Origin of the sequence: Kitasatospora sp. NPDC093806 (assembly GCF_040683335.1) — a bacterium.
In the GTDB taxonomy this organism is placed as follows: domain Bacteria; phylum Actinomycetota; class Actinomycetes; order Streptomycetales; family Streptomycetaceae; genus Kitasatospora.
In genome coordinates this window covers 25,248-36,031 of the sequence record NZ_JBFBDO010000085.1, presented here as the reverse complement: position 1 = coordinate 36,031, position 10,784 = coordinate 25,248, and the positions used below count along the sequence as shown (strand labels likewise).

At 74.8% G+C, this 10,784-nt stretch carries 14 protein-coding genes and 1 pseudogene; 10 read left to right on the top strand and 5 right to left on the bottom strand.

What is annotated here, in order from left to right:
- The 8 genes and pseudogenes from AB0N76_RS29805 to AB0N76_RS29770 all read left to right on the top strand — a co-directional run.
- A pseudogene (locus AB0N76_RS29805) lies at nt 1-426 on the top strand (hypothetical protein); the annotation flags it as partial.
- A complete protein-coding gene (locus tag AB0N76_RS29800) occupies nt 410-823 on the top strand; it encodes a roadblock/LC7 domain-containing protein (RefSeq protein WP_363562338.1) in 414 nt (137 codons plus the stop codon). The pseudogene AB0N76_RS29805 and the gene AB0N76_RS29800, both read left to right, overlap by 17 nt.
- On the top strand, nt 820-1,170 hold the full coding sequence (locus tag AB0N76_RS29795) for a DUF742 domain-containing protein (protein WP_363562336.1): 351 nt from the start codon (nt 820-822) through the stop codon (nt 1,168-1,170). The genes AB0N76_RS29800 and AB0N76_RS29795 overlap by 4 nt, the downstream gene beginning before the upstream one ends.
- Before the next feature lie 70 nt (nt 1,171-1,240).
- Complete coding sequence (locus AB0N76_RS29790) at nt 1,241-1,810, top strand: ATP/GTP-binding protein (protein WP_363562340.1); 570 nt, start codon at nt 1,241-1,243, stop codon at nt 1,808-1,810.
- Nucleotides 1,807-3,354 carry a cytochrome P450 gene (locus AB0N76_RS29785; RefSeq protein ID WP_363562334.1) on the top strand — a complete coding sequence of 516 codons (1,548 nt, stop codon included), beginning with the start codon at nt 1,807-1,809 and terminating at the stop codon, nt 3,352-3,354. The genes AB0N76_RS29790 and AB0N76_RS29785 overlap by 4 nt, the downstream gene beginning before the upstream one ends.
- Complete coding sequence (locus tag AB0N76_RS29780; protein ID WP_363562332.1) at nt 3,351-4,427, top strand: cytochrome P450; 1,077 nt, start codon at nt 3,351-3,353, stop codon at nt 4,425-4,427. The genes AB0N76_RS29785 and AB0N76_RS29780 overlap by 4 nt, the downstream gene beginning before the upstream one ends.
- A gap of 58 nt (nt 4,428-4,485) precedes the next feature.
- On the top strand, nt 4,486-4,752 hold the full coding sequence (locus AB0N76_RS29775; protein ID WP_363562330.1) for a hypothetical protein: 267 nt from the start codon (nt 4,486-4,488) through the stop codon (nt 4,750-4,752).
- The gene (locus AB0N76_RS29770; RefSeq protein ID WP_363562328.1) at nt 4,749-5,027 is read left to right on the top strand and encodes a hypothetical protein; all 279 of its coding nucleotides are present in this window, start codon (nt 4,749-4,751) and stop codon (nt 5,025-5,027) included. Before AB0N76_RS29775 ends, AB0N76_RS29770 begins: the two co-directional genes overlap by 4 nt.
- Nucleotides 5,028-5,044: 17 nt before the next feature.
- Here AB0N76_RS29770 and AB0N76_RS29765 read toward each other — a convergent pair whose 3' ends face one another.
- Together AB0N76_RS29765 and AB0N76_RS29760 are read right to left on the bottom strand one after the other, a co-directional pair.
- Entirely contained in the window at nt 5,045-5,857 is an 813-nt protein-coding gene (locus AB0N76_RS29765; protein ID WP_363562326.1) for an isocitrate lyase/phosphoenolpyruvate mutase family protein, read from the bottom strand.
- 11 nt (nt 5,858-5,868) lie between these two features.
- Complete coding sequence (locus tag AB0N76_RS29760; RefSeq protein ID WP_363562324.1) at nt 5,869-6,348, bottom strand: carboxymuconolactone decarboxylase family protein; 480 nt, start codon at nt 6,346-6,348, stop codon at nt 5,869-5,871.
- A 213-nt stretch (nt 6,349-6,561) separates the two neighbouring features.
- On the opposite strand from AB0N76_RS29760, the gene AB0N76_RS29755 reads away from it, so the two are divergent.
- Nucleotides 6,562-7,371 (top strand): NRDE family protein, encoded by an 810-nt coding sequence (locus AB0N76_RS29755; protein WP_363562322.1) that lies wholly within the window; start codon nt 6,562-6,564, stop codon nt 7,369-7,371.
- A gap of 13 nt (nt 7,372-7,384) precedes the next feature.
- On the opposite strand, the gene AB0N76_RS29750 is transcribed toward AB0N76_RS29755, so the two are convergent.
- Both AB0N76_RS29750 and AB0N76_RS29745 read right to left on the bottom strand, forming a co-directional pair.
- Nucleotides 7,385-8,509 carry a serine hydrolase domain-containing protein gene (locus AB0N76_RS29750; RefSeq protein ID WP_363562320.1) on the bottom strand — a complete coding sequence of 375 codons (1,125 nt, stop codon included), beginning with the start codon at nt 8,507-8,509 and terminating at the stop codon, nt 7,385-7,387.
- 70 nt (nt 8,510-8,579) lie between these two features.
- On the bottom strand, nt 8,580-9,251 hold the full coding sequence (locus AB0N76_RS29745) for a DUF4097 family beta strand repeat-containing protein (RefSeq protein WP_363562318.1): 672 nt from the start codon (nt 9,249-9,251) through the stop codon (nt 8,580-8,582).
- Between the two features lie 243 nt (nt 9,252-9,494).
- Between AB0N76_RS29745 and AB0N76_RS29740 the strand changes: the two genes are divergently transcribed.
- On the top strand, nt 9,495-10,235 hold the full coding sequence (locus tag AB0N76_RS29740) for a helix-turn-helix domain-containing protein (protein ID WP_363562316.1): 741 nt from the start codon (nt 9,495-9,497) through the stop codon (nt 10,233-10,235).
- Between the two features lie 7 nt (nt 10,236-10,242).
- Here the strand turns inward: AB0N76_RS29740 and AB0N76_RS29735 are convergent, their stop codons facing one another.
- Nucleotides 10,243-10,782, bottom strand: a complete 540-nt coding sequence (locus AB0N76_RS29735; RefSeq protein ID WP_363562314.1) for a MarR family transcriptional regulator — start codon at nt 10,780-10,782, stop codon at nt 10,243-10,245.
- Nucleotides 10,783-10,784 lie beyond the last annotated feature (2 nt).

Here is a 10,784-nt window from a genome sequence, read left to right as displayed (position 1 = left end):
GTGGCGCGGTCGCGCCGGTGGCTCCGGCGGGGCAGCGGCACCCGGCCCGCCGCGAACGCCGCCCCCACCCCGCCGCCGGCCCCGCCGTACCGCTCGGCGCAGCAGGCGCAGACGTTCATGGCGATGTTCCAGGCCGGCACCGCCAGCGGCCGCTCGGCCGTCCAGGCGCAGGCCCACTCCCAGGCCCACGCCTACCCCCAGACCCAGGTCCACGCCCACCCCCGGGCGCAGGACCGGGACCACGCGCAGCCGCCGGCCCACTCCCCGGACCGGTTCGGCCGATTCGACGCCCCGGGCGACAACCCGGGCGCCCCCTTGAGCGACAGCCCTGGCCGCACCCAGGCCCGGGCCCCGTACGACCCTTCCCTTCCTGCTTCCCCCCAGCTTCCCCAGCGCTCCGGAGAGTTCCATGAACACCACCCCTGACCTCGGCTGGCTGCTCGCCGACATCGTCTCCGTCCCCGAGGTCCAGCACGCCGTCGTGGTGTCCAACGACGGTCTGGAGATCGGACGCAGCGAGGGCATCGTCCGCGAGGACGCCGAACGGCTCGCCGCCGCCTGCTCCGGCCTCCAGTCGCTGGCCCGCGGCGTCGCGCAGGGCTTCGGCGGCCACGGCAGCGCGACCCGGCAGATCATCATCGAGTACGGCGGCGGCTACCTCTTCATCGTCGCCGCCGGGGCCGGCGCCCACCTGGCCGTGGTGACCGGCGAGGCCGTGGACGCCGGGCTGGTCGCCTACCAGATGCAGGTCCTGGTCGAGCGGATCGGCACCCACCTCACCAGCCCGCCGCGCGCCGACCTCGCGGCGGGGGGCCAGCGGTGAGCGGCGGTCCGGTCCGCCCCTACGTCATCACCGGCGGGCGCAGCCGGCCCACCCGGGCCGCGCTCGCCATCGAGAGCCTGGTCATCGCGTTACCGGACCGACCCGAGTTGCCCGAGCACGCGCTGCTCAACCGCGAGCACCAGCGGATCCTGGACCTCTGCCGCAGCCTGCTGTCGGTCGCCGAGGTGGCGGCCCACCTGGGGCTGCCGCTCGGGGTCGTCAAGGTGCTGGTCGGCGACCTCTGGGACCTCGGCGCCGTACAGGTGCTCCCGCCCGTCCCGCAGGCCGAACGCCTGCCCACCACTCTCCTGGAAGAGGTGCTCGTTGGCCTCCGCCAACTCCGCTGACGCCCTGGCCGGCCCGCCCGCCGGAGCCCCCGCCGCCGCCCTCGCGGGCGGACCCGCCGATCCGCAGTACCTGCCGTCGTCCGTCCAGGGCGCGGTCAAGATCCTGGTCACCGGCCCGTTCGGGGTCGGCAAGACCACGCTGGTCGGCTCGCTGAGCGAGATCGCCCCGCTGCGCACCGAGGAGACGATGACCGCCGCCAGCAGCGGGGTCGACGACCTCACCGGGCGCGGCGGCAAGACCACCACCACGGTGGCGCTGGACTTCGGCCGGATCACGCTCAACCCCCGGCTCGCCCTGTACCTGTTCGGCACGCCCGGCCAGCAGCGGTTCTGGCCGCTCTGGGACGACCTGTCGCGCGGCGCACTCGGCGCGATCGCCATGGTCGACCTGCGCCGCCCGGACGAGAGCTTCGACGTGCTCGGCCGGCTGGAGGAGCAGCGGATCCCGTTCGCGGTGGCCGTCAACACCTTCCCGGACACGCCGAGTTACCCGGAGGAGGAGCTGCGGTCCGCGCTGGACCTGCTGCCCGAGGCGCCGATCCTGTACGCGGACGCGCGGGACCGGCGGGCCTCATACGACCTGCTGATCGACTTCGTCGACCACCTGCACCGCACGTCCGTCCTGGAGCTGCAGCGATGACGACCCCCGAGCCCGGCACGGCGGTCCCCCCGCCCGGCTGCCCGGCCCACGCGACGGGCGCGACGGGCGCGCGAACGGTGCCCGGCGGGCTGCCCGTCGGGGTGCCGCTGACCCCGCTGTACGGCTCCGCCGTCGCCGACGACCCGCACGGCCTGTACGCCCGGCTGCGCGCCCAGTACGGCCCGGTGGCGCCGATCGAGCTGGAGCCCGGCGTCGAGGCCTGGCTCGTCCTCGGCTACGCCGAGCTGCTCGAACTCACCCGCAACGAGGCGCTGTTCTCCAAGGACTCGCGCCGCTGGCGGGTCCCCGCCGAGGGCCGGCTGGCCCCCGACTCGCGGATCCAGCCGATGACCTCCTGGCGCCCGACCCTGCTCAACCTGGACGGCGCCGAGCACCAGCGGCTGCGCGCCGCGGTCGCCGACACGCTCGCCCAGATCGACCACCGGCAGCTGCGCGAGACCACCGAGGCCTCCGCCGACGCGCTGATCGACAGCTGGGGCCCGGACGGCACCGCCGACCTGGTCGCCCAGTACGCGCGCCGGCTGCCGCTGCTGGTCTTCACCCAGCTGCTCGGCCTGCCGTCCGAGACCGGCCAGCACCTGATCCAGCTGATCAGCCACATCGCCGACAGCGGCGCCGAATCGGTGCGCGCCAACCAGGAGTTCCAGGCGATCCTGGTCGACCTGGTGCGGCACCGGCGGTCCGCGCCCAGCGCCGACCTCACCTCCTGGCTGCTGGCCCACCCGGCCGCGCTGACCGACGAGGAGGCGGTGCACCACCTGGTGGTGATGATGGTCGCCGGCAACGAGACCACCATCTGCTGGACCGGCAACACGCTGCGGCTGCTGCTCACCGACCGGCGCTTCCGGGCCACCCTGACCGGCGGCCGGCTGACCGTCGCCGACGCGCTGGAGGAGGTGCTCTGGCGCGACCCGCCGACGCAGAACTTCCCCGGCCGGTGGGCCACCGGCGACACCGTCCTCGGCGGCCAGTACATCGGCCGGGGCGACATGCTGGTGCTCGGCCTGGCCGCGGCCAACGCCGACCCGGCCGCCCAGGGGCCCGGCGTCCTCGGGCACAGCCCGCTCGGCGGCAACCGGGCGCACCTGGCGTGGGGCGCGGGCAAGCACGTCTGCCCGGCCCAGCACCCGGCCCGGATCATCGTCGAGACCGCCGTCGAGACCCTGCTGCACCGCCTGCCGGACCTCCAACTGGCTGTGCCGCCGAACGAGTTGACCTGGCGGCCGTCGCCCTGGTCGCGCGCCCTGGTCAGCCTGCCGGTGCTCTACAGCGCCTTCACCCCGCCCCGCCCGCCAGCCCCCGAGAGGCCCTCCGCATGGACACCGCCGCAGGCATCGCAGGACCCGCAGCCGAACCCGGCGGAGCCGACGGGCAGCAGTGCGACCACCGGGGATCCGACCGCGTCCCCTTCCTCCGGCTCGACCCCTTCGGACGCGACCAGCACGGGGAGAACGCCCGGCTCCGGGAAGCCGGCCCGGCGGTCCTGGTGGAGCTCCCTGGCGGGGTGGTGGTCTGGGCAGTGACCCACCACGACACCCTCCAGGAGCTGCTCGCCGACCCTCGGGTCGGCAAGAACCCGCAGCTCTGGACGGTGTTCCGGGAGGGCCGGCTGCCCGAGGGCTGGCCGCTGCTGAGCTTCGTCACCGTACCCGGCATGATCACCGCCGACGGCGAGGACCACCGGCGGCTGCGCGGGCTGGTCACCCAGGCGCTCACCCCGAGCCGGGTCGACGCCCTGCGGCCCGCCGTCGAGGCCCGGGCCGCCGACCTGCTCGACCGGATATCCGCGCTGCCGGAGCGGGAGTTCGACCTGCGCCGGCGGTTCGCCTACCCGCTGCCGATGCAGGTGATCGGCGAGCTGCTCGGCCTGCCGGCCAAGCAGCAGGACGAGCTGCACGACCTCTCCGACGTCCTGGTCTCCAGCGCCGCCACCCCCGAGTCCGCCGTCGCCGCGCAGCAGGCGCTGTTCACGCTGCTCGCCTCGGTGGTCGCGGCCAAGCGGGCCGAGCCCGGCGACGACCTCACCACCGACCTGATCGCCGCCCGCGAGGACGACGACCGGCTGACCGAGCCGGAGCTGGTCGGCACCCTGCTGCTCACCCTGGTGGCCGGCCACGAGACCACGCTCAACCTGATCACCAACGCCGTCCGCGCCCTGCTGAGCCACCCCGACCAGCTGCGGCTGGTGCTGGCCGGCGAGGCGTCCTGGTCGGCGGTGGTCGAGGAGACCCTGCGGTACGACTCGCCGGTCGGCCAGTTCCCGCTGCGCTACGCGACCGAGGACATCCCGGTCGGCGACACGGTGATCCGGCGCGGCGACGCGCTGCTCGCCTCGTACGCGGCGGCCGGGCGGGACGGCGGCCACTACCCGGAGGCGGACCGCTTCGACCTCACCCGGCCGGAGAACCGGCACCTGTCGTTCGGCCACGGCCCGCACTTCTGCCTCGGCTCCGGGCTGGCCCGGCTGGAGGCGGAGACGGCGCTGCGCCTGCTGTTCGAGCGGTTCCCCGCACTGGCGCTCGCGGAGGGCGAGGCGCCGGAGCCGATCCGGTCGTTCGTCAGCAACGGCGTGCGAACGCTGCGGGTCACGGTCTGACGCGCCCCACGACGGGGGTTCGCGGTGACCTCGGGGCGGCCGGGTCGTTGGGGGTTCCATGAAGAAACTCGCCACCCTGGCCGCCCTCACCATGGCCGGTCTCGCCGCCGCCGTGCCGGCCGCCTCCGCCGCCACCTCCACCGCGGCCTCCCCGGACGCGCTCGGCGGCCTCTCCAACGGGCTCACCCTCTCCCCCGCCGACCTGGTCATCCACGAGGCGAAGGACCTGCCGCTGGTCGGCAAGGCCGCCACCGAGATCGAGGGCGTCGGCACCGCCCAGATGTCCCACCCGGGCCTCAGCGGGCAGATCGGCCACGGGCTGTGACCGGCCTCCGGAAGCCCGCCGGCCTCACCCTGGTGGCCCTGGCCCTCGCCGCCGCGCCGGCCGCCCCCGCGTTCGCGGCCGACGGGGGCGTCGGCGGGGGCGCCGGCGGGGGCGAAGGTGCCACGCACACCATGGACTTCGGCTCCACCGCGAACTGCCTGCGGGAGTTCGCGACCGTCCCCGCGCTCGGCAGCCACGGCGCCGGGCCCACCACCTGCACCAACGGCGACCTGCTCGGCCACACCCTGAAGACGGTGGGTTCGCTCACGAGCTGACGCTCGGCCCCCGGTGCTCAGCCCCCGGTGCTCAGCTCCTGCAGCTCCTGGTAGCTCAGCCCGCCGTCGAGCGCGGTGTACGTTCCGTCCGCGTACACCTCCTCGGCGGCGCGGCGCACCGCCGCGTACGCCGCCCTGGCCAGGCCCGGCCCCAGGCTGACCCGGGCCACGCCCAGCCGCGCCAGCTCCGGCACCGCCGGGGAGCCCGGTCCGGCCAGCACGTTGAGCGGCACCGGGACGGCCTCGACCAGCGCGGCGATCACCGCCGGGTCGGCCACCCCGGGCACGAAGACGCCGTCCGCACCGGCCTCGACGTAGGCCCGCAGGCGGGCGATCGTCTCCTCCAGCCGCCCCTCCGGCTCGCCGATGCCGGCGAGGAAAACGTCGGTCCGGGCGTTCAGGAAGAGGTCCACGCCGGACGCGTCGGCCGCCGCGCGGGCCGCCGCGATCCGCTCGGCCGCCTCGGCGGCGGGCCGGGCGCCGTCCTCCAGGTTGACGCCGACCGCGCCGGTGGCGAGCAGCGCGGCGACCGTCTCGCCGACGCCGGCGGCGGTGTCGGCGAAGCCGCTCTCCAGGTCGGCGGTGACCGGGAGGCCGACCGCGCGGACGATCAGCGCGGTCTGGGCCAGCACCTCGTCCCGGTCGGCGGCGTCGCCGTCGGCGCTGCCGAGCGTCCAGCTGACGCTCGCGCTGGCGGTGGCGACGGCGCGCGCCCCGGCGGCGGCGACCAGCCGGGCGCTCGCCGCGTCCCACACGTTGGCGAGCACCAACGGCGTTCCGGGGCGGTGGAGTTCGCGCAGCGCGCGGGCCTTCTGCTGCTGGCTGCTCATCTGCGGGGACCTCACTTCGCGGCCGGGCTGAGGCGCGAGGTGACGCCGATCCGGTTCCAGGCGTTGATGGTCACGATCAGCGCGATCAGCTGCGCCAGCTCGGCGGGCTCGAACAGCGCGGCCGCCTCGTCGTAGACGGCGTCCGGCACGTGGCCCTGGGTGAGCAGGGTGATCGACTCGGTCAGCGCGAGGGCCGCCCGCTCCCTGGCGGTGAACCACGAGGTCTCCCGCCAGGCCGGGAGGGAGAGCAGCCGGTGGTCCTGCTCGCCGTTCTTGCGGGCGTCGGTGGCGTGCATGTCGATGCAGAACGAGCAGCCGTTGACCATCGAGGCGTGCACCTTGACCAGCTCGGCGAGGACCGGGTCCACGCCCTGGCGGGAGGCGCGCTCCAGGCCGTACATCGCCTTGTAGAAGTCGGGCGCCAGCTCGGGGAGGGAGATCCGCTGGGCGGGGGCGGGGACGGGGGTGCCGGGCTCGTTCGTGATCGTCATGCCGGCCAGCCTAGGCATCCGACGGCCCACCGGTCTGGTGCATTTGCGACATGAACCCTTGGGCCACTTCCGGCCCGCGCCGTCACGCGGAGTGTGGCACGGCGGACCGTCCGGGCGGAAGGCTCCGGGCCTCTCCCCGTGCGCGAACAACCGTGCGAGGATCCGGAGGAGAGGATCCGGATCAGGGGGACGAGGCGCGTGTGTACGGCGTTCGTGAGCATCGAGCCGGCGGCGGCGGTGCCGGTACTGCTGCTGTCGGTGCGGGACGAGTACGCCGGCCGGCGGTGGGCGCCGCCCGGGCGGCACTGGCCCGCGCAGCCGTCGGCGGTCGGCGGGCTGGACCTGGTCGCGGGCGGGACCTGGCTCGCGGTCTCCCCCGGATCGGACTCCGGCGCGGCCGGCGGACCGGTCGCGGCCTGCCTGCTGAACGGTTTCGGCACCCCCGCCCCGGAGCCGGCCCGGCTCTCGCGCGGTGAACTCCCGCTGCTCGCCGTCCGGGGCGGCCGGGTCGACGAGCTGGACCTCGACCGGTACGACCCGTTCCACCTGGTGGTGGTCCGGCCGGACGGCGCCCGCGTGCTCAGCTGGGGCGGCGGGCCCGGCGGCCGGCTGGTCGAACTGGAGCTGCCGACCGGGCTGAGCGTCGTCCTCAACGACGGGCCGGAGGGCCTGGCCGAGAACCGCACCGCCTCCGAGCGGATCCGCGCCCTGATGGCCGCCCGCGCCGCGCACTTCCGGCCCCGCTTCGAGGCCGTGCCCCGGCCGGAGCCGCTGCCCGGTGCGGCGAGTGCCGGGGAGGCCTGGGGCGGCTGGCTGCCGATCGTCTCCGGCGACGGGCTGGCCCTGGACGCCCCCGCCGCGCTGGTCCAGCGGCGCGAGTTCGGGGACGGGCGGATCTGGGGCTCGTCCTCGATCTCGCTGCTGGCCTTCGGCCCGGCGGGGGTCCGCTACGACTTCGGCCGGGCCCCGGTGACCGCGGGTGACGGCTTCCGGCGGGTGGAGCTGTCCGGCCCGCCCGGCTGAGCGGAGCACCCGGTCAGCCCGCGGCCGGGGCGGCGACGAACACCGCCTTGATCAGCCGGTCCAGCGCCTTCGGGAACTCCACCGCCGGGTTCATCTCGGCGTCGCCGGTGGTGAGTCCGGCGGTCAGGGTGGTGCCGCCGTCGGGCGTGGCGATCATCAGCGCGCCGTAGCCGCCCGGGGCGCCGCCGTTGTGGTGGACGATGGTGACCCCGCCGTTCTCCGGGCCCAGGTCCTGCACGAACACGCCCAGGCCGTAGCCCAGCATCCCGTGCGGCGTGCGCAGTTCGGCCAGCAGCGGGTCCGGCAGGAGCCGGCCGCCGAGCAGCGCGGAGAAGAAGGTGTGCAGGTCGCGGGTGGTCGAGATCATGTCGCCGGCGCCGGTGAGGAGCGAGAGGTTCTGCCGGGTGACGTCGACCACCTTCCACTCGTCGCCGTCCTGGTAGCGGCAGTAGCCGTGGGCGTGCGGCGCGGGCAGCTCGGTCGAGTCGCCCGGCACCAGGGTCTCCCGCAGGCCCAGCGGCGCCAGGATCCGCCGTCCCATCTCCTCGGCGTACGAGCCGCCGGTGACCGCCTCGACCAGCAGCACGGCCAGCGTGTAGTTGGTGTTGGAGTAGCTCTGGTCGGTGCCGGGCTCGAACCGGGCGGGCTTGGCGAGCGCGAACTCGACCAGCTCGTCCGGCCGGTAGCTGTGGAAGCGGTTCTCCACCCAGTCCTTGCCGACCCCGGGCAGGCCGGGGACGAAGGTCCCGTCGGGGTCGAGCTCGCCGGTGAAGTTGTGGACGCCGCTGGTGTGCTGGAGCAGCATCCGCACGGTGATCCGCCGGTCCAGACCGAACCGGGGCAGGTGGTCGGCCACCGGGGTGTCCAGCCCGATCGCGCCGTCGGCGACCAGCCGGAGCACCAGGGCGGCGACGAAGGTCTTGGTGGTGCTGCCCACCCAGAACCGGCCGTCCGTGGCGGGCTTGGCCTCCTTGCCGAGCTCGCTCACGCCGGCGCTGCCGGTCCACTCGCCGTGCGCGTCGTTCACCCGCAGCTGGATCCCGGCGAAGCCGGCGTCGACGAAGTCCTGGGCGGCCCGCTGGAGGTCCGGGCGGTCGGGGTTGGCGGTGGTGGCGGTGGTGGTCGGGGACTCGCTCATTGACGTTTCCTTCTCTTCGTTCTCGGGTGCGGGGTCTCAGAGGCCGCAGGGGCTCAGCGGGTGCGGGGGATCAGAGGCTGCGGGCGGTGATGTCGCCGTAGGAGGTGGTCGCGTGGATGGCCAGCGCGGCGCCGGCGCCGTCGGCGTTGGTGAGCGCGTTGTCGATCCGGCCGTAGGCGGTGCCGGCGTCCAGGGTCGCGGAGACCCCGCGGGCGGCGCCGACCGCGATGGCGCCGTGCTCGGTGCGCAGCGTGACCGTGCCGCGGACGGCCTCGGTGATCCGCAGGTCGCCCTTCTGGGTCGTGATCTCGGCGTCGCCGCCGAGGCGGCCGATCGTGATGTCGCCGGACTGGAGGGTGAGGCGGGCGGCGGCGGTCTCGTCGAGCTTGACGGTGCCCGCGGCGACCTCGACGGTGACGTCGCCGAGGCGTCCGACGCCGCGGAACTCGGCGGCGGCGGCCGTCGCCTCGACCGTGGAGCCGGCGGGCAGCTGGACGGTCACCTCGACGGCGCCGGAGGAGCCGAGGAGCTGGTTCTTCCCGGCCGGGGCCTGGATCCGCAGGACGCCGTCGGCGTAGTCGACCGTGATCCGCTCGGCGGCCTTCACGTCGCGGCTCTTCGAGGCGTCGGCGGGGCGGACCTCGACGGTGGTGTCGGCGCGGTCGGCGGCGATCAGGCGGAGGTGGCCGGCGGGGATGTCGAGGATGGTCGAGATCGGGGCGGTGGTGGCGAAGGTCTGCACTTTTTGCTCCTGCGGTCGTTGTTTCTGACAACGGAAAAGCTACGTTGCGCTCAAGGATCTGGCAACGACCTTGTTGCAAGGAAAGGACATCAATGCAGGTTGTTGACGGTATTTCGTTGCAACAGATGCCCTTCCGGTGCAACGTGACGGACGGCGTTCGTTGCAATGGAATGAAGGCGAACGCTATGCTGGCCGCACCGGGGCACCATCGGGGGCGCCGGAGGACGCAAGAAGGAGACCGCGATGCCGGGCGGCAGGCTCACCCAGCAGGAACGCCAGCAGATCGCGCTGGGACTGGCCGACGGCCTCGCCTACGCCGAGATCGGCCGCCGCCTCGGCCGGCCGACCTCGACGGTCACCCGCGAGGTGCTGCGCAACGGCGGTCCCGGCGGCTACCGCGCGGACCTCGCTCACCGCGCCACCGAGCACCGCACCAAGCGCCGCAAGCCGGCCGCCCCGCGCGGGCCGGAGGCGGCCCCGCAGCCGCACGGGCGCGACGCGGAGGCGGTGCGGGAGTACGAGGAGGTGTTCACCACCGTCCTGATGCAGACCGGCATGCCCAAGATGACGGCCCGCGTGCTGACCTGCCTGTTCACCAGCGACGAGGGCAGCATGACGGCGGGTGAGCTGGTCCGGCGGCTCCAGGTCAGCCCGGCGTCCGTCTCCAAGGCGATCGCGTTCCTCGACAGCCAGGGCCTGGTCCGCCGGGAGCGCGACGAGCGCCGCCGCGAACGCTACGTCGCCGACGACGACGTCTGGTACCAGTCCATGCTGGCCAGCGCCCAGGGCACCGCGGCGCTGGCGATGACCGCGCGGCAGGGCGTGGGCGTCCTCGGCCCGGCCACCCCGGCCGGCGTGCGGATGGAGAACGTCGCCCGCTTCGTCGACTTCGTCTCCGAGGCCATCGTCCGCGCCGCCGAGCAGGCGCGCGAGGTCCTGCACACGAAGCCCGGGGCGCCTGCGGCCGACACCGCCCGGGACTGAGCGGGCGTCAGCGCTTGCCGCGGCCGAAGCGGTTGAGCAGGCAGCTGTCGGCGGCCTGTCCGGCGGCCTGCTCGGCGGCGTCGAGGCCGGCGACGCGGGCGGTGAGGTCGTCGGCGAAGCGGCCGAGCAGCCGGCCGAAGTCCTGCCGGTCCTGCTCGCTCCACCCGGCCATCGCCCCGGAGAGCCAGCCGAGCACCACGGCCAGGTAGCGGTCGGTGGCCTCGGCCCCCTCCGGGGTGGGCTCGATCAGGCGGGCCCGCTGGTCGTCCGGGTCGGCGACGCGGCGGACCAGTCCGCGCTTCTCCAGTCCGTTGATCTGCCGGGTGACGTGCGGGCCCACCACCTGCATCCGGGTGGCGATCTCCCCCACCCGCAGCGGTCCGCCGGCCATCCGAAGGGTGACGAGGAGCGACATCGCGGGCCGTTCGAGGGAGAGCCCGGCCTCCGCCATCGCGTGCTCGTCCAGTCGGCCCCGGCTCAGCACGCCGCTGAGCTGGGAGATCCGGGGCAGCAGCCCGGTCAGCAGATCGTCCGCGCCCGCGTCCATCG

Excerpts from the sequence above, each read along its gene's own strand:
- AB0N76_RS29740 (WP_363562316.1), top strand. The coding sequence starts at position 9,495 with ATGCCGGGCGGCAGGCTCACCCAGCAGGAACGCCAGCAGATCGCGCTG.
- AB0N76_RS29760 (WP_363562324.1), bottom strand. The coding sequence starts at position 6,348 with ATGACGATCACGAACGAGCCCGGCACCCCCGTCCCCGCCCCCGCCCAG.
- AB0N76_RS29785 (WP_363562334.1), top strand. The coding sequence starts at position 1,807 with ATGACGACCCCCGAGCCCGGCACGGCGGTCCCCCCGCCCGGCTGCCCG.
- AB0N76_RS29750 (WP_363562320.1), bottom strand. The coding sequence starts at position 8,509 with ATGAGCGAGTCCCCGACCACCACCGCCACCACCGCCAACCCCGACCGC.
- AB0N76_RS29800 (WP_363562338.1), top strand. The coding sequence starts at position 410 with ATGAACACCACCCCTGACCTCGGCTGGCTGCTCGCCGACATCGTCTCC.
- AB0N76_RS29775 (WP_363562330.1), top strand. The coding sequence starts at position 4,486 with ATGAAGAAACTCGCCACCCTGGCCGCCCTCACCATGGCCGGTCTCGCC.
- AB0N76_RS29735 (WP_363562314.1), bottom strand. The coding sequence starts at position 10,782 with ATGGACGCGGGCGCGGACGATCTGCTGACCGGGCTGCTGCCCCGGATC.
- AB0N76_RS29765 (WP_363562326.1), bottom strand. The coding sequence starts at position 5,857 with ATGAGCAGCCAGCAGCAGAAGGCCCGCGCGCTGCGCGAACTCCACCGC.